Here is a 17,067-nt window from a genome sequence, read left to right on the forward strand (position 1 = left end):
GTTTATCGACGCAATGTAGGGGTGTCTGGATGGCTAACGTGACTTATACGGATACGCAACTGCTGATCGACGGCGAGTGGGTCGACGCCGCGAGCGGCAAGACGATCGACGTCGTGAACCCGGCGACCGGCAAGCCGATCGGCAAGGTGGCCCACGCGGGCATCGCCGATCTCGACCGCGCACTCGTCGCCGCGCAACGCGGCTTCGAAGCGTGGCGCAAGGTACCCGCGCACGAGCGCGCGACGACGATGCGCAAGGCGGCCGCGCTGGTGCGCGAACGCGCCGACGCGATCGCGCAGCTGATGACGCAGGAGCAGGGCAAGCCGCTCACCGAAGCACGCGTCGAAGTGCTGTCGGCGGCGGACATCATCGAATGGTTCGCGGACGAAGGCCGCCGCGTGTACGGCCGGATCGTGCCGCCGCGCAACCTCGGCGCACAGCAGACGGTCGTGAAGGAGCCGGTCGGCCCGGTCGCGGCCTTCACGCCGTGGAATTTCCCGGTCAACCAGGTCGTGCGCAAGCTGAGCGCCGCACTGGCCACCGGCTGCTCGTTCCTCGTGAAAGCGCCGGAAGAAACCCCGGCCTCGCCGGCCGCGCTGCTGCGCGCGTTCGTCGACGCAGGCGTGCCGGCCGGCGTGATCGGCCTCGTGTACGGCGATCCGGCTGAAATCTCGTCGTACCTGATCCCGCACCCGGTGATCCGCAAGGTCACGTTCACGGGTTCGACGCCGGTCGGCAAGCAGCTCGCCGCGATGGCCGGTCTGCACATGAAGCGCGCGACGATGGAACTGGGCGGCCATGCACCGGTGATCGTGGCCGAAGATGCCGACGTCGCGCTCGCGGTGAAGGCGGCCGGCGGCGCAAAGTTCCGCAACGCGGGGCAGGTCTGCATCTCGCCGACGCGCTTCCTCGTGCACAACAGCATCCGCGACGAATTCACGCGCGCGCTGGTCAAGCATGCGGAAGGGCTGAAGGTCGGCAACGGCCTCGAGGAAGGCACGACGCTCGGCGCGCTCGCGAACCCGCGCCGGCTGACCGCGATGGCGTCGGTCATCGACAACGCGCGCAAGGTCGGCGCGAGCATCGAAACCGGCGGCGAGCGGATCGGCTCGGAAGGCAACTTCTTCGCGCCGACCGTGATCGCGAACGTGCCGCTCGAAGCGGACGTGTTCAACAACGAGCCGTTCGGCCCGGTCGCGGCGATTCGCGGTTTCGACAAGCTCGAAGAGGCGATCGCGGAAGCGAACCGTTTGCCGTTCGGTCTCGCCGGCTACGCGTTCACGCGTTCGTTCGCGAACGTGCACCTGCTCACGCAGCGCCTCGAAGTCGGGATGCTGTGGATCAACCAGCCGGCGACGCCGTGGCCGGAAATGCCGTTCGGCGGCGTGAAGGACTCGGGCTACGGGTCGGAAGGCGGGCCGGAAGCGCTCGAGCCGTACCTCGTCACGAAGTCGGTGACGGTGATGGCCGTCTGACGGTCGTCGATATCGATCGCATGCGCGGCGCTTGCTGGCGTCGCGCACGCGATCGGCGTGGGCCGGGCGGGGTGCCCGGTCTATTGCCAGCGTCTCACTCCCGCCGTTCATTCGAACGGCACCCCCCTCGGCATTTCAATATACGCGTCACCGCAGGTGGATTGTTTCAATTCCATCACCGGCAACGACGCGTGCCGCATCCGTCGGTGAATTGACGTCGGCGCCTTCCGCCCGATACCGTTCGGCTCACGTGACCCGCAACCTGGCAAGTACGGACTGCCCCTCGTACCCGGACGTCACACTTTTTGGTATAGCTTATCCAGAAGAAACCAGAACAACCGGTGCGTCAGCGTCGGCCCAACCTGAGAGGACACGGATGCATCCGCGGTCGGCAGCGCCGTATTACGTTGTGCTGGCAGGGACCTTGATAGCGTGCGCGCTGATGGGCCTCTGCGTGTTGCAGTTGTTCCAGAGCCGTCACGACGCGCTCGACCGCGCACGCGAGACGTCGCGAAACCTGGCGCTCGTCGCCGAGCGCGATATCGAGCGCAATATCGAGTTGTACGGCCTGTCACTGGAGGCGGTGATCCAGGGCCTTCGGCGGCCGGACGTCATGGCGGCCACGCCGGCCCTGCGGCGCGGCGTCCTGTTCGATCATGCGATGACCGCGCAATTTCTCGGCTCGATGCTCGTGCTGGATGCGGCCGGCAACATCATCCTCGATTCGGCGAACGACGTGCCGCGCCAGGGCAATTTCGGCGACCGCAAGTACTTTACGGTTCACCGGGACAATCCGAACGCCGGGCTGTACATCAGCGACCCGTATGCGTCCCGCCTGCGGGGCGGCTCGCTCAGCGTGGCGCTGACGCGCCGCGTGTCGAATCCGGACGGCTCGTTCGGCGGCATCGTGATGATCGCGGTCAATCTCGAGTATTTCCACACGCTGTTCGCCGGCCTCGCGCTCGGCTCTCACGGCGCGATCTCGCTGGTCGGCCGGGACGGCATCATGGTCATGCGCCAGCCGTACGACGAACACACCATCGGCCGCGACATCAGCCAGGCGGCGACGTTTCGCCACTTCATGACGGCGCCGGAAGGCGCGTTCATCGAGACCTCGACGATCGACAACGTGCGCCGCCTGTACTACTTCAAGACGCTGCCGCACCTGCCGCTGATCATCATGGTCGCCGAGGCGGAGCAGGACATCTACGCGGCGTGGCGGCGGCGCGCGATCATGATCGGCGCGCTGGTGGCGACCTTCGGCGCGGCGTTCATCGTGCTGTCCTTTTTGCTGGGCACCCAGCTGCGGCGCAGGATGCGGGCCGAATCGGAGCTGGTGATGCTCGCGCGCACCGACGGCCTCACCGGGCTCAACAATCGCCGCTCGTTCGGGGAAGTGCTGGACCTCGAATGGCGCCGCGCCCGCCGTGCCCGTTCGGTGTTTTCGCTGCTGTTCGTCGACGTCGACCGCTTCAAGGCCTTCAATGACACATATGGTCACCAGGCCGGCGACGACGCGCTGGCGGCGGTTGCGCGATGCATCGGCGAGAACATCCGGCGTCCCGCGGACACCGCCGCCCGCTATGGCGGCGAGGAATTCGTCGTGATCCTGCCCGATACGCCGGCCACGGGCGCGACCGAGATCGCCGAACGGATTCGCGCGGCCATCGACGGGCTCGCGATCGAACATGCGGAAAGCGAATTCGGGCGCGTCACCGCGAGCATCGGCGTGGCAAGCTGGGATCCCGGGCAGGAGGGGGAGGTCGAGTCGGTGATCAAGGCGGCCGACCAGGCGCTGTACCACGCGAAGGAAACGGGGCGAAACAAGGTGGCCTCGCATGAAACGGGCACCTGACGCTACCGCCGGCACGCGCCGCCCGCCACCGGCGGCGGGCGTGCCGTTCGGCGCTCAATGCCGGCCGCTGCCGCGGTAGCTTTCCACTTCCGCGTCGTACGCGGCCAGAAACGCCTTGCCGAACACCGACGCGAAATCGTCCTCGATCGCGAACACCGTGTCGCGATGGGTCGCCGCGTAGCGATCCCACATCCTCGCCTTGTACAGCACGGGCACGCGCTTCTCGTACCAGCGCATCGCGTCGTCGCGCTCGCGCAGCCGTTGCGGCGAAAAGCGCGTCAGCAGGTCCATCAACGCGGCGCGCATACCGGCGACCATGCCGATCTGGTGCGCATGCAGATCCTGGAACGCGTCGCTCACCGCGCTCTGCGGCGACATGAAGCCCGGCAGCGGCAGCCCGAACATCTGCCGCAGCACGGCACCGCCGTCCGGCAGCAGCTTCAGCGGGTTGTTCTCGCGATCGAGCAGCATCGTCATGTGCGCCTTCACCTCGCGCTTCAGGATGCTGCGCGACGACAGCAGCTCGACCGTGCCGTTCGCGAACAGCGCCAGCAACTGGCCCGCGATGTACAGCTGCTCGGCCGACCACTGATGCGACTCGGCCGCCGTATCGAGCCCCGCGCCTTCGAAGAACGCGCTCAGCAGTTCATCGGGCGTCGGCGGGCGCGCGGCAGGCGGCGCCGGTTCGTCGGCCGGCTGCGCGTGCGTATCGGCCGCGCGCGCGGCGGCGGGCTGCACCCGCACGTGTTGGGTCCACTCGGGCGCGTGGTCGGCCTGGGTCGCGGACGACGCTTCGCGTGCCGTGTTGCCGCGCTCGGCATGCGATGCCGTGCCCGATGCGCCCGATGTGCCGATATCGCCCGACGGCTGCGCGAACAGGTCGAGCGGATCGGTCGACAGCTGGTGCAGGTCGCGCTGTGAAGGGGCGGGCGGGACGGTTTGCGCCGCGCGGTTCGCCGGCTGCGCAGCATCCGTTCGTGCAGGGCCGCCGGGTCGCGTACCGGTGTCCGCGGCCTTGCCGCGCGGCGCGAGACGATCCTGGAGCAGCCCCCACAGCCGGATGCCGGCGCCTTTCGTATCGATCCGCGAAGACGATGCGGGCGAGGGTGCGGCCGACGTTCGCGCCTGCGGCGGCGGATCGACGTGCACGCCGGTCTCGGTCGCCATGTCGATGACCGGCGCATCGTCGCCAGAGCCGCCGTCGTCACGTTCGGCGCGCAGCACGTACGGCCCGATGCGGATGATGTCGCCGGTATTGAGCGGGCGCTCCTGCGCATAGCCGACCGGCTCGCGGTTCACCTCGATCGTCGAGACGCTGCTCAGGTTCTTCAGCAGGCACGCGTCGTCGCCGACCTGCAGCAGCGCCTGCAGCCGCGAGATCTGCCGGGTGTCGTCGCGCAACACGAGATGGTTGTCGCTGGCCCGGCCGATGGTGCCGCCGGGCGGATGAAACACGACGGCGTCGTAGGAGTCGTTTTCGACCGGCTCGCCGGCATGTTCGATCACGATCAGTTGCATGTCATACGTCGCTCGGTGAAGCGCTCGCGTGGACGCCGGTTCGTTCAGGATGACGACGCATGCCTGCGGCGCGCGAATTCGAACGCGGGCCCCCAGATCGGATGCCCCTTCTCGGCAGGGGACAAGTCGAAGCGCGGGTTGAGGTCGAGAATTTTCGAGAACTCGGCGCGGCACGGCGTGATGCGGTTCGTCACGCAATAGCTGAACGCGAGAAGCTTGTGCGCGGCCACCTGCGTGTCGGGGTCGGCGCCGTCGATCTCCTTCGCATGGCTCAGCAGTGCGATCGTGCGCCCGTAGTCGCCGCTGTCGTACGCGGCGCGCGCGCTGTCGAGCGTCGCGCGTGCAGCCGACTGTGTCGGGGACGTACTGCACCCGCCGGCCCCCAGCAACAGTGCGCCGAGAAAAAGAACGAGCGATGAACGACCTTTCATTATTGAAATTAAAAATGGGCGCAATTGGAAGGTGGCACACAAGCGCTGTTGGATTCTAGTGCCAATCATCGGCACCCAACCGGCTGTTACGTTTTGTTTCATTTCGGCAATCCGTTTCCACCTGAATGCAGAATCGACTACGAATCTCCGTGCTTGTGAAACCGGAAAAACGGCCTATAGTTCGCTGTGTTTTTCGGATTCATCAGTTGTTTGGTCAGCGCACGTCAATGCACGAAAAACGGTGCCGTCCGTTCGTGCGAAACGAATAGCCTGCCACACTACCTCCGTCGCGAGCGTCCCTTGCCCGGCGGGTGGCTGGCTTGCGCCCTGCGTCCATCCGACAGGTGTCCACGCCATGGAACCGGGCCGCCCGCGTGCACCGGCCGGATTAACTTTTGCCATTAATTTACCAATCCCGATTCAATTACCCATCATCTCGCCAAAGCGACTTTCAAAAATCATTAATGATATGACCCGGCTTTTTACAAGAATAATTTGCCGACACGAATTGCAATGGATGGATATGCCGGTTACACAATTACCGATCAATTAATTGTCCCTTTTTCAATCAGGTCATCCGGTTTCGAAGTCGAAAACCGGCGCACGGCTATTGGGTGGCGAGGGTGGAATATGCAATGGCGGTCGAGCAGTTTCATCGTATGGGGATGCGTGATGCTGTTGCCGGGGTGCGGTGCGACGGAGCATGCCGCGGCGGTACCGTATGCGATCACCGTCGACGTTGCGCCGGACGTCAACCCTGACCTGAACCGCAAGCCTTCGCCGATCGTGCTGAAGGTGTTCCAGCTTCGCGCGGCGTCGTCGTTCGACCGCGCGGATTTCTTCTCGCTGCAGGACAAGCCGGAAAACGTGCTCGGCGCGGACCTGCTCGGCACCGACCGCGTGATCCTGCGGCCGGGCGAATCGCGCACGCTGCACTATCGCGGCAACGTCGAGGCCGGCGCGATCGGCGTGGTCGCCGAATACCGGATGCTCGACAAGAACCGCTGGCGGCTGACGGTGCCGCTGCCGCGCGCGAAGCAGCTCAATCTCTACAAGTTCTGGCAGACGTCGCCGGGCGAGCTGAAGCTGTCGATCGCCGTCCGCAATGGCGGCGTCGCGCTGAACGATGCGAAGGGGCGCCCATGACCGAACCGACGATGTCCGCGACGCCGGTCGCGGCGCTCCGCCAGCGGGTGGTGTGGACCGAGGGGATGTTCCTGCGGCCGCAGCATTTCCAGCAGCTCGAACGGCATTGGGAACGCTACGTCGCGCTGCGCTGCCTGCCGCTGCAAGGCTTCTACTGGGGCTTCGACACGCTGGAACTCGATCGCGAGCAACTGGCGCTCGGCAAGGTCGCGCTGCGCACCGCATCGGGCGTGATGCGCGACGGCACGCCGTTCGACCTGTCCCATCCGGACGATCTCCCCGAGCCGCTCGACGTGCCGGCCAATGCGAAGGACCAGCTCGTCGTGCTCGCGCTGCCGCTGTGGCGCGGCGGCGGCGAGGAGGTGTCGTTCGGTGCGGGTGCACGTGCAAGCGGCGCCAATGCCGCGAGCGGCGCAAGCGGTGCAAATGGCAGCGCCGACGTCGCGCGCTACGTCGTCCGCGAATACGAAGTGGCCGACGCGAACGCGGTCGCGCTCGGCCCCGCGCTGCTGCAGACGGGCCGCCTGAACGTGCGGCTGATGCTCGAAGCCGAGCTGACCGGCGACTGGCACGCGCTTGGCGTCGCACGGATCGTCGAGCGACGCACCGACGCGCGGCTGCTCGTCGACGACGGCTACATTCCGCCGCGCCTCGTCGCACAGCACGACGCCGTGCTGCTGGCCTATGCGCGCGAGCTGCACGGGCTGCTCACGCAACGCAGCGAAGCGCTCGCGGCACGGCTGTCGGAGCCCGGGCGCGGCGGCGTGTCGGAAGTCGCGGATTTCCTGCTGCTGCAGCTGGTGAACCGCTATCTCGCGCTGACCTGGCACGCGCAGCAGCACGTGTCCACGCACCCGGAGGCGCTGTTCTGCGACTGGCTGAAGCTCGCCTGCGACCTGAGCACGTTCACGGCGGCCGGCCGGCGCCCGCAGTCGCTTGCGGTCTACGTGCACGACGACCTGCGCACAAGCTTCGCGGAGCTGATGACCGAGCTGCGCCGGTCGCTGTCGACGGTGCTCGAGCAGAACGCGATCCAGATCGAGCTGCGCGATGCGGGCAACGGCATTCGCGTCGCGACGCTGGCCGACCCGGCGCTGCGCGACACGGCCGGCTTCGTGCTCGCGGTGCGCGCGGACGTACCGGCCGACAGCCTGCGCGCCCGGTTTCCCGCGCAGGCGAAGCTCGGGCCGGTCGAGCGGATCCGCGATCTCGTGCAACTGCAGTTGCCGGGCATCACGATGCGCCAGTTGCCGGTCGCGCCGCGGCAGATCCCGTATCACGCGGGCCATACGTACTTCGAGATCGACAAGGGCAGCGACCTGTGGAAGCAGCTGGCGCGCTCCGGCGGTCTCGCTTTCCATTTCGCCGGCGAATTCCCTGGGCTCTCGATGGAATTCTGGGCGATACGCGGGTAAGGGCGGGGCGACGCGATGAATTCCTCCTCCGATTCGATCTCCCCCGGCGCCGGCGGATTCGTACCGCCGAATCCGGGCGGCATGCATCCGGCCACGGCGGGCGCGGCCGGCCCGACCGCGACGCAGCCGCGCCCCGGGCGCTGGGCCGCGAGCGGCACGAACCCGCTCGTCGCGGCGGCGAATCCGTTGCTCAACCTGGTGCCGCAGATCCGCTCGACCGTCCATCACCCGAACCCCGCGTGGCTGCGCGAGCACCTGGTGGTCGAGATCCGGCAGTTCGAGGCGCGGGCGCAGGAGGCCGGCGTGCCGTCGGAAGCGATCATCGGCGCGCGCTACTGTCTGTGCACGGCGCTCGACGAGGCGGCCGCGCTGACACCGTGGGGCGGCAGCGTGTGGTCGTCGCACAGCCTGCTCGTGTCGTTCCACAACGAGACGTGGGGCGGCGAGAAATTCTTCCACCTGCTCGAACGCCTGTCGCAACAGCCGCGCCAGCATCTCGACCTGCTCGAGCTGCTGTATTTCTGTCTCGCGCTCGGCTTCGAGGGCCGCTATCGCGTGCTCGACAACGGCCATGCGCAGCTCGACGCGCTGCGCCACCAGCTCGCGCTGACGATCCGCGCGGTGCGCGGCGAATTCGAACCGGCACTGTCGCCGCACTGGCGCGACGTCGTCACGCGCGATGTCGCGCGCCGCTTCGGCGTGCCGCTGTGGGTGTGCGTGGCGCTCGCGCTGCTGATCGGCTTCGGCGTGTTCGTCGGGCTGCGGATCGCGCTTGCCGGGCATTCGGACCGGCTGTTCGCGTCGATCGACGCGCTGCACGTGCCGAAACTGCAGCCCGCGCAGGCGCCGCCGCGCCCGGCCCAGGCGCCGCGCATCGCGAAGTTCCTGGAACCGGAGATCGCGGCCGGCCTCGTGGCGGTGCGCGACCAGGCCGACCGCAGCGTGATCGTGCTGCGCGGCGACGGGGTGTTCAAGTCCGGCTCGACGTCGGTGATCGACCGCTACGTGCCGGTGCTCGCGCGCGTGGCCGATGCGTTGAACAAGGTGCCCGGCAACGTCCGCGTGACCGGCTATACCGACGACACGCCCGTGCATACGGCCCGCTTCGCATCGAACTGGGACCTGTCGCGCGAACGCGCGGAAGCCGTGCGCGGGATGATCGCCGCGCGGCTCGACCATCCGGAACGGCTCGCGGCGGAAGGGCGCGGCACGCTCGATCCGGTCGCGCCGAACGATTCGCCGGCGAACCGCGCGCTGAACCGGCGCGTCGAGATTACGCTGCTGCCGGCGCCCGGCAGTGCCGCCGTCGGCGCGAGCGCCTCGCAGGGAGCCAACTGACATGAACCAGGCTGTCGCGCGTTTCGTCCGGCCGTTGCCGTCGCGGGAGATCTGGACCTTCGCCGGTCTCGTCGTGCTCGCGTGCTTCGTGTGGCTCGCGGGGCCGCTGTTCGCGTTCGCCGAGGTCCGGCCGCTCGAAAGCGGCTGGGCGCGCGGGCTGACGATCGCGGTGCTGTTCATCGCGTGGGGCGCACGCGTTGCGTGGCGCAGCTGGCGCGCCGGCCGGCTCAACGCGCAGTTGCTGAACCAGCTGCGCGAGGCCGCGCCCGGGCCGGCCGTCGCCGACGATCCGGCGAAAGCGCAGCTCGACGAGTTGCGCAGCCGCTTCGACGAAGCCGCTTCGCTGCTGAAGAAGGTGCGCTTCGGGCAGGCCGACACCGTGCGCAAGGGCTTGCCGCGCTGGTTCGACCGGATGTCGCGCCAGTATCTGTATCAGCTGCCGTGGTACGTGTTCATCGGCGCGCCGGGCTCGGGCAAGACCACCGCGCTCGTGAATTCCGGGCTGAGTTTTCCGCTGGCCGAGCAGTTCGGCCGCGCGGCGATCCGCGGCGTGGGCGGCACGCGGCATTGCGACTGGTGGTTCACGAACGACGCGGTGCTGATCGATACGGCCGGCCGCTATACGACGCACGAGGGCAACCGCGCGCTCGACGAGGCCGAATGGAAAGGCTTCGTCGACCTGCTGAAGAAGTACCGCACACGCCAGCCGCTGAACGGCGCGATGCTGACGATCAGCGTGGCCGACCTGCTCGGCGCGTCGGAAGCCGAACGCACGCAGCACGCGATGGTGCTGCGCAAGCGGCTGCTCGAGTTGCGCGCACAACTCGGCATCCGCTTTCCCGTGTACCTGCTCGTGACGAAGGCCGACCTGCTCGCGGGCTTCGCCGAGTATTTCAGCCACTACGGCCGCTCGGAATGCGCGCAGGTGTGGGGTTTCACGTTCCCGCTCGCGCAGAGCGAGGCGCCGGGCTTCGACCTGCGGGCGGCATTCGACCGCGAATACCGGCTGCTGCACCAGCGGTTGAACGACGGGCTGCCCGAACTGCTCGCCGCGCAGACCGACGCGCGCCAGCGCGAGATGACGTACCTGCTGCCGCAGCAGATCGCCGACCTGCAGGACATGCTCGGCCAGTTCGTCGCCGAGGTGTTTTCCGTGTCGAGCTACGAGCCGATGCCGATGCTGCGCGGCGTCTACCTGACGAGCGGCACGCAGGAGGGCACCGCGTTCGATCGCGTGATGAGCGGCATCAAGCGCTTCCTGAAGATCGAGGGTGTGCCGCCGGTCGCGCAGGTCGGCTCGACCGGGCGCAGCTTCTTCCTGAAGTCGTTGCTGCAGGAACACATCTTCCGCGAGGCCGCGCTCGCCGGCAGCGACCTGCGCTGGCACCAGAAGCGGCGCGTGCTGCAGATCGCCGGCTACGTACTGCTCGCGCTGGCGTGCGTGGCCGTGCTGTTTGCGTGGCTGCGCAGCTATTCGAACAACCGCGCGTATCTCGACCAGATCGGCGCGCGCGTGCCGGCCGTCGATGCGCAGATCGCCGGCGCGAAATTCTCCGATGCGGCCGACGTCGCCCGTCTGCTGCCCGTGCTCGACGCGCTCGGCAACCTCGCGAATGCGGGCGGCATCGACCTGCAGCATCCTCCGCTCGCGTACCGGTGGGGGTTGTTCCAGGGCGAAAAGATCGACGAAGCCGTCGACGCCGTGTACCGGCGCGCGCTCGAAGACGTGCTGCTGCCGATCGCCGCGAGCCGGATGGAGGCGGCGCTGCGCGACGCACGCCCCGACGAGACCGAATATGCGTATGCCGCGCTGAAGGCGTACCTGATGCTGTACGACAGCGCGCACTACGATCCCGCGTTCGTGCAGGCCGTCGTCGACCTCGAGATGGAACGCGCGCTGCCGCCCGATTTCTCGCCGGCCGAACGCGCCGCGCTGCGTGCGCATCTTGCCGCGCTGTTCGGCAACCGGGTCGCGGTGTCGCCGTTTCCGATGAACGAGCGCCTCGTAGCCGACGTGCGCGACCGGCTGCGCCAGGTGCCGTTCTCGCAGCGGCTGTACCGGCAGATGACGATGACGCTTCGACCGGCCACGGCCGCGTTCGACTTCAGCGTGGCGCGGGCGGTCGGCCCCGACGCATCGCTGGTGTTCCGCCGGCAGAGCGGCAAGCCGCTGTCGGAAGGCGTGCCGGGACTCTATACGCGCAACGGCTATCGCAACGTGTTCGCGCCGCGCCTGGCCGGCGAGGTCGACGCGTACGGGCGCGAGGAAGTGTGGGTGCTGAACCTCGGGCTGTCCGAGATTCCCGGCCCGAACGACGCGGCCGCGTGGGCGCGCGATATCCGCCAGCTCTACCTGAACGACTACCTGAAGATCTGGGACGACTATCTCGCCGACATCAAGCTGCAGCGCACCGCGACGCTCGCACAGAGCATCCAGGTGGCGCGCGCGTTGTCGTCCGCCGATTCGCCGCTCACGCGGCTGATGGTGGCGCTCGCACGCGACACCGCGCTCGGCGATGCACCGGGCGGGGCGCGCAATCTCGCGGCGCAAGCGCAGGACAAGGTCGACGAGGCGCGCAGCTCGCTGTCGCAGATCTTCGCGGGCCAGGGCGGCAATGCGAGCGCGTCCGCGGCGGCGCCCGCGAGCGCCGAGCAGATCGTCGACAGCCACTTCGCCGGGCTGCGTGCGTTCGCGCCGGGCAGCGGCGACCAGGCGGCGGCATTCAACGACGTGCTGAAGTCGATCGACGCGCTGTACACGTACCTGACGGCCACCGACGACGCACTGAGGAGCGGCGCGCAACCGCCGCCGTCCGATGCGCCCGCGAAACTCCGTGCGCAGGCCGGCCGCCTGCCGACACCGTTCCGCGAAGTGCTCGACGACCTGTCGAACGTCGCGAACGGCAGCGTGGCGACCGTCGAGCAGCGCAGCGTCGCGACCCGGGCCGGTGCGAACGTCGGCGACTTCTGCCGGCAGGCGATCGCGGGCCGTTATCCGTTCGCGCGCGGCGCGTCGCGCGACGTCGCGCCGGCGGATTTCGCGCAGATGTTCGCGCCCGGCGGCCTGATGGACGACTTCTTCCAGAAGAACCTGCAGTCGATCGTCGATACGACGTCGCACCCGTGGCGCTTCGCGAACCGCAATGCGGACGCCGATCCGTCGGCCGCCGCGATGCTGGCGTCGTTCGAGAAGGCGGCGGTGATCCGCGACGTCTATTTCGGCGGCGGCGCGCGCACCGCCCAGCTGAAGGTACAGATCCAGCCGCTCGAAATGGACCCGTCGATCACGGAGATGGTGCTCGACGTCGACGGGCAGATCGTCCGCTACGCGCACGGCCCGCTCGTGCAGAGCGCGGTGAACTGGCCAGGCCCGCGCGGCAGCAACCAGGTGCGGCTGCAGGTGTCCGGGCAGGCGGGCGCGACCGACGGCTTCTCGACCGACGGGCCGTGGGCGCTGCACCGGCTGTTCGACCGCGCGGGGGTGTCGGCCGGACGCGGCTCGGACCAGATGATTGCGCGCTTCACGGTCGACGGCAAACCGATCGTGCTGCAAGTGAATGCGGGCAGTGTCCGCAACCCGTTCAGGCTGCCCCAGATGGAGTCCTTTACATGCCCGCCGAAGCCATGAGCCCGACACCGCCGTTCACGCGTACCGACGGCGATGCGCCGGCCTGGTACGGGAAGATTCCCGGCGCCGGCGACTTCGTCAACAGCCGGCTGCCGCATGCGCTCGCGCTGTGGTGGGAGCGCTGGCTCCAGCAGGGCATGGCCGCGATGCGCCAGCGCGGCGCGGACGAGATCGAGCGCCACTACACGGTCGCGCCGGTCTGGAATTTCCTGATTCCGGCGGGCGCGGGGGCGTCGTGCATTCAGCCGGGCTGCCTCGCGCCGAGCTGCGACCGCGTGGGGCGCTACTACCCGGTGATCGCCACGCTGCCGATGCGCGCCGCCGATTACTGGAACGGGCTGCCGGATGCCGCCGACACGTTCTACTGGCAGGTCGGCCAGGCGCTGCTCGACACGATCCGCCATGCCCGCGCGCCCGGCGATCTCGAGCAGATGCTGGCGCGCGTGCGGCTCACGCCGGTCGACGACACCTACGCCGACATCGTCGACGGCATGCCGGCGCCGCCGCCGGAACGGCCGGCCCCGGCCGCGTGGCCGGGACTGTCCGGCTATTTCGATCCGCACGGCGGCACCAGTTTCTGGTGGACCAACCGCGCGGACGGATCGCCGCTGCGCACGCACGCGCATACGGGCACGCCCGACAACGCGCTGTTCCTGACGCTGTTCGGCGGCAGCTAGCGAGCCGGCTGACGGACGGCGGGCCGCCGGGCGCGGCGGGTGCGGCGGGTGCGGCGGGTGGAATGGACGCGGTTTCGAGAGGTGGTGGAGATGAAGGACGCTGGATCGAGAGACAACGAGCACGACACGGCGACACGCGGCGACGCATCCGAATTCACGGTGCGGCCGCTGCCGCTCGGCCATCGCCTGGGCGAACTGCAGCTCGACGAGGTGCTGGGCATCGGCGGCTTCGGGATCGTCTATCGCGCATTCGACCGCACGTTGCGGCGCGCCGTCGCGATCAAGGAATACATGCCGTCGATGCTGGCCACGCGCGGCGGCGACTACACGGTGTCGCTGCGCTCCGAGCGGTTCGCGCAGGCCTTCGACGCCGGTCGCGGCGCGTTCCTCAACGAAGCGCGCCTGCTCGCGCAATTCGATCATCCGGGGCTCGTCAAGGTCCTGCATTTCTGGGAAAGCCACGGCACCGCGTACATGGTGATGCCGTTCTACGAAGGGCGCACGCTCAAGCAGCTGCTCGACGGCGGGATGCGGATCAGCGAGACGCAGTTGCGCAGTATCGTCGGCGCGCTGCTCGGTGCGCTCGACACGCTGCATCGCGCGCAGTGCTTCCATCGCGACGTCGCGCTCGACAACGTGCTGATCCGCCCGAACGGCAGCGCGATCCTGCTCGACTTCGGCGCGGCGCGCAAACGGATCGGCGACCTGGTCGACGACGGCGCGATGATGATCAAGCCCGGTTACGCGCCGATCGAGCAGTACACCGACGATCCCGCGTTCAGCCAGGGGCCGTGGACCGACCTCTATGCGCTCGGCGCGGTGATGCATGCGATGATCACCGGCGAATTGCCGCCCGCGGCCGTCGTGCGCAGCATCAAGGACACGTACCGGCCGCTCGCGACGCGCGAACTGCCGGCCGGCGAGGTGTACAGCCCGGCGTTTCTCGCGGCGGTCGATCATGCGCTGCAGTTGCGGATTCCGGATCGGCCGGAATCGGTCGCGGCGTTCGCGGCGGAGCTCGGGTTGCGGGATGTCGGCACGGGGGGCGGGTATGGTGCGGCGGTCGTGCCGCCGGTGGGTGATGCGGGCAGGAGCGGGGACGGGAAGGGTGGGGCGTCTGCTGCGTCCGGCGTGGCGTCGGCTGCCGCGGCGGCGTCGATCGGCGCGGGCGGGACCGCTTCGGGCAACGCTGCGCCGGATGGGCGGGCGTCGACAGCCGGTGGTGCGGATCATGTGTCTACGCCCACGGATACGGCATCCGCATCGTCTGGTGTGTCCGGCACCAAGCCGGAGGCCGATACGCGTTCGACGTCCAGAACCGTCGCGCAAGGCGCCGCCGTTGCGGCTGTGGGCTCGCTCGCAGCGTCTGCTGCATCGCATACGTCTCAATCGTCTGCGAAACCGGTTGAAAAACCGGTCGAATCCGAAACGCCGACCGGAAACGTCGAACGCGCGAAAGAAGCGCCCGCTGCACGAACCGACACACACGACGCAGCCGGTACGCGATCAGCGAATACGGCCTCGGACATCGGCGCGCAAGGTGCAGCCGGTTCCGGCAACGCGAACGCATCCGCGGCTGCCGGCGCCGCCGCTTCGACCGCACCGCATCCCGCCGCATCGGCGTCGTCATCCGGCGGCGCATCCGGGCCGACCGGCGCCCAACGCGGCCACGCTCCGCCTGGATCGCGCAATCGCCGCCTGCCTGTCTACGTCGGTAGCGCGCTCGTTGCGTTGATCGCCGTCGGCCTCGCGGCGACTTATCTGTCGCGTCCCGCCCGCGTCGCCGACGAAGCCGCACCGGTCGCGAGCCAGCCGCAGGCCGGCACGTCCCCGCCCGCGAGCACGCCGGGCGCCACGCTGGCCCAGCAAGGGCCGACACCGACCGTCGTGCCGCCGTCCAGCCTGCCGGCCGGATCGTCCGCGCAGGTTCCGCCGCCCGCCGTCGCCGCAGCGCCGGCCAGCGCGCCTGCCGTCGAGGCCGCCACGCCCGCGCCGCAGGTTGCGACCACCGTAACGAACCCGGCTCCGTCGCCGTCGGGCTCCAGCTCGGGCATCGCCCCCGCCGGCAGCCTCGATTCGTCGGAACGCGTCGTCAACGTACCGCCGTCGGAAGCGGCAGCCACACCGGCGACTGCGCCCACACCAGCACCAAAGGCACCGTCGGAGGCCGCGACTGCCGTCGCCACCGTCAACGCGCCAACGGCCGAGTCGCAGCCGCGTCCGTCGAAGGCCCAGGAAACCGTGCAGGTGCGTTTCAACGTGCGGCCATGGGGCGACGTCTACGTGAACGGCGCGCGGCGCGGCGCAAGCCCGCCGCTGCGTTCGGTATCGCTGACGCCGGGCGTCTACGTGATCGAGATCCGCAACGGCACGCTGCCGCCGTTGCACCGCACCGTGGCGATCGACTTCGGCAGCAAACCGGTCAATATCGACTATGCATTCGAATGACGTCAGCCAGGCGGCGCTGGCCGCCGCCGCATATGCCACGGTGCCGCCCGGCCTGCCGGCGACGCCGCGCGCCGACCTGATCGGCCGACTGCTCGCGGATGTCGCGCCGGACGCGCCGTGCGGCGCGAACCTCGAATACGACGCCGAGTTCCTGCAACTGCAGGAGCGCGCGACGCCGCGTGCCGAGCAGCAATACGGCGACACCGTGATCCCGGCCGAAGCGCCCGACTGGCGCGCGGTCGAGCGGCTCGCGCTGGCGCTGTCGGCGCGCACGAAGGATCTGCGCGTCATCGCCTGTCTCGCACGCAGCTGGATCGAGCAACACGGTATTCCGGGCTACGCGGACGCGCTCGCGCTCGTCGCAAACCTGCTCGAACGCCGCTGGGACGACCTGCATCCGCGGCTCGACGCGGACGGCGAACCGGACCCGACATTGCGGATGAACGCGCTCGCCGAGATAGCCGGCGCGCACGACTGCGCGCGCGCGGCGCGCCGCCAGCCGCTGTTCGACGGCGGCCCGAGCGTGCGCGACGCGGAACGGCTGCTCGACGGCCGCGACGACACCGGCAGCCCCGTGGCGGGCAGCCGCGACAGCCTGCTGGCTGCGCTATCGGCCGCGCACAGCGACGGCACGACGCCGCTCGACGCGGCGCGCGCGGCACTGCGCTCGCTGGAGGCGATCCGCGTGGGCGTGACGGACAAGCTGGGCCGCGAATGGGCGCCGGACGAAGGCGATGCGGAGAAAGCGCTGCAACGGATCGTGCGCGAAGTGCCGCGGCCCGAGCCGCAACCGGTGTCGCCCGACATGCAGCAGGCCGCGCCCGGCGACACGTCGCAGCCCGGCACGGCCGCAACCGCGCCGGCGGCCATACCGAACGCGCACGCGTGGCGCGATGCCGAGGTCACGAGCCGCGACGACGTGCGCATCGGCCTCGACAAGATGTGCCGCTATTTCGAGCAACACGAGCCGAGCCATCCGGCGCCGCTGCTGCTGCGGCGCGCGCAGCGGCTGCTCGCGCTCGACTTCTACGAAATCATCCGCGATCTCGCGCCGGAGAGCCTGCCGAAGCTGGATCTGCTGAGCGGCGAGCGGAGCGAATGAAACGAGCGAGCGCCGCCGCGACGCGGGCGGTGAC

The 17,067-nt window shown here is 69.1% G+C and carries 11 protein-coding genes; 9 read left to right on the forward strand and 2 right to left on the reverse strand.

The annotated features are described in order from the left end of the window. Nucleotides 1-29 precede the first annotated feature (29 nt). Together CFB34_RS10960 and CFB34_RS10965 are read left to right on the forward strand one after the other, a co-directional pair. A complete protein-coding gene (locus CFB34_RS10960; RefSeq protein WP_089442477.1) occupies nucleotides 30-1,475 on the forward strand; it encodes an NAD-dependent succinate-semialdehyde dehydrogenase in 1,446 nt (481 codons plus the stop codon). A gap of 376 nt (nucleotides 1,476-1,851) precedes the next feature. Continuing rightward, the gene (locus CFB34_RS10965) at nucleotides 1,852-3,330 is read left to right on the forward strand and encodes a diguanylate cyclase (protein ID WP_089442476.1); all 1,479 of its coding nucleotides are present in this window, start codon (nucleotides 1,852-1,854) and stop codon (nucleotides 3,328-3,330) included. A gap of 54 nt (nucleotides 3,331-3,384) precedes the next feature. On the opposite strand, the gene tagH is transcribed toward CFB34_RS10965, so the two are convergent. Then, nucleotides 3,385-4,848: a type VI secretion system-associated FHA domain protein TagH gene (gene tagH, locus CFB34_RS10970; protein WP_089442475.1), complete on the reverse strand. Its 1,464-nt coding sequence runs from the start codon at nucleotides 4,846-4,848 to the stop codon at nucleotides 3,385-3,387. 44 nt (nucleotides 4,849-4,892) lie between these two features. Beyond that, complete coding sequence (locus CFB34_RS10975) at nucleotides 4,893-5,279, reverse strand: TssQ family T6SS-associated lipoprotein (RefSeq protein WP_089442474.1); 387 nt, start codon at nucleotides 5,277-5,279, stop codon at nucleotides 4,893-4,895. Between the two features lie 630 nt (nucleotides 5,280-5,909). Here CFB34_RS10975 and tssJ point away from each other — a divergent pair. From tssJ to tssA, 7 genes are all read left to right on the forward strand, one after another. Continuing rightward, the gene (tssJ, locus tag CFB34_RS10980; RefSeq protein WP_089442473.1) at nucleotides 5,910-6,425 is read left to right on the forward strand and encodes a type VI secretion system lipoprotein TssJ; all 516 of its coding nucleotides are present in this window, start codon (nucleotides 5,910-5,912) and stop codon (nucleotides 6,423-6,425) included. Beyond that, nucleotides 6,422-7,840 carry a type VI secretion system baseplate subunit TssK gene (tssK, locus tag CFB34_RS10985; RefSeq protein ID WP_089442472.1) on the forward strand — a complete coding sequence of 473 codons (1,419 nt, stop codon included), beginning with the start codon at nucleotides 6,422-6,424 and terminating at the stop codon, nucleotides 7,838-7,840. The genes tssJ and tssK overlap by 4 nt, the downstream gene beginning before the upstream one ends. 15 nt (nucleotides 7,841-7,855) lie before the next feature. Continuing rightward, entirely contained in the window at nucleotides 7,856-9,178 is a 1,323-nt protein-coding gene (locus tag CFB34_RS10990) for a DotU family type VI secretion system protein (RefSeq protein ID WP_089442471.1), read from the forward strand. 1 nt (nucleotide 9,179) lies between these two features. Further along, on the forward strand, nucleotides 9,180-12,806 hold the full coding sequence (gene tssM, locus CFB34_RS10995; RefSeq protein ID WP_089442470.1) for a type VI secretion system membrane subunit TssM: 3,627 nt from the start codon (nucleotides 9,180-9,182) through the stop codon (nucleotides 12,804-12,806). After that, entirely contained in the window at nucleotides 12,788-13,483 is a 696-nt protein-coding gene (tagF, locus tag CFB34_RS11000) for a type VI secretion system-associated protein TagF (protein ID WP_089442469.1), read from the forward strand. The genes tssM and tagF overlap by 19 nt, the downstream gene beginning before the upstream one ends. 90 nt (nucleotides 13,484-13,573) lie before the next feature. Continuing rightward, a complete protein-coding gene (locus tag CFB34_RS11005) occupies nucleotides 13,574-15,931 on the forward strand; it encodes a serine/threonine-protein kinase (protein ID WP_089442468.1) in 2,358 nt (785 codons plus the stop codon). Continuing rightward, entirely contained in the window at nucleotides 15,918-17,033 is a 1,116-nt protein-coding gene (tssA, locus tag CFB34_RS11010; RefSeq protein ID WP_089442467.1) for a type VI secretion system protein TssA, read from the forward strand. Before CFB34_RS11005 ends, tssA begins: the two co-directional genes overlap by 14 nt. The last annotated feature ends 34 nt before the right edge of the window (nucleotides 17,034-17,067 follow it).

Origin of the sequence: Burkholderia sp. HI4860 (genome assembly GCF_002223045.2) — a bacterium.
In the GTDB taxonomy this organism is placed as follows: domain Bacteria; phylum Pseudomonadota; class Gammaproteobacteria; order Burkholderiales; family Burkholderiaceae; genus Burkholderia.

What these genes read in the sequence shown, in the direction of transcription:
- tssM (WP_089442470.1), top strand. Translation starts at nt 9,180, where the DNA reads ATGAACCAGGCTGTCGCGCGTTTCGTCCGGCCGTTGCCGTCGCGGGAG.
- tssK (WP_089442472.1), top strand. Translation starts at nt 6,422, where the DNA reads ATGACCGAACCGACGATGTCCGCGACGCCGGTCGCGGCGCTCCGCCAG.
- tssA (WP_089442467.1), top strand. Translation starts at nt 15,918, where the DNA reads ATGCATTCGAATGACGTCAGCCAGGCGGCGCTGGCCGCCGCCGCATAT.
- CFB34_RS11005 (WP_089442468.1), top strand. Translation starts at nt 13,574, where the DNA reads ATGAAGGACGCTGGATCGAGAGACAACGAGCACGACACGGCGACACGC.
- CFB34_RS10960 (WP_089442477.1), top strand. Translation starts at nt 30, where the DNA reads ATGGCTAACGTGACTTATACGGATACGCAACTGCTGATCGACGGCGAG.
- CFB34_RS10965 (WP_089442476.1), top strand. Translation starts at nt 1,852, where the DNA reads ATGCATCCGCGGTCGGCAGCGCCGTATTACGTTGTGCTGGCAGGGACC.
- CFB34_RS10990 (WP_089442471.1), top strand. Translation starts at nt 7,856, where the DNA reads ATGAATTCCTCCTCCGATTCGATCTCCCCCGGCGCCGGCGGATTCGTA.
- tssJ (WP_089442473.1), top strand. Translation starts at nt 5,910, where the DNA reads ATGCAATGGCGGTCGAGCAGTTTCATCGTATGGGGATGCGTGATGCTG.
- CFB34_RS10975 (WP_089442474.1), bottom strand. Translation starts at nt 5,279, where the DNA reads ATGAAAGGTCGTTCATCGCTCGTTCTTTTTCTCGGCGCACTGTTGCTG.
- tagH (WP_089442475.1), bottom strand. Translation starts at nt 4,848, where the DNA reads ATGCAACTGATCGTGATCGAACATGCCGGCGAGCCGGTCGAAAACGAC.
- tagF (WP_089442469.1), top strand. Translation starts at nt 12,788, where the DNA reads ATGCCCGCCGAAGCCATGAGCCCGACACCGCCGTTCACGCGTACCGAC.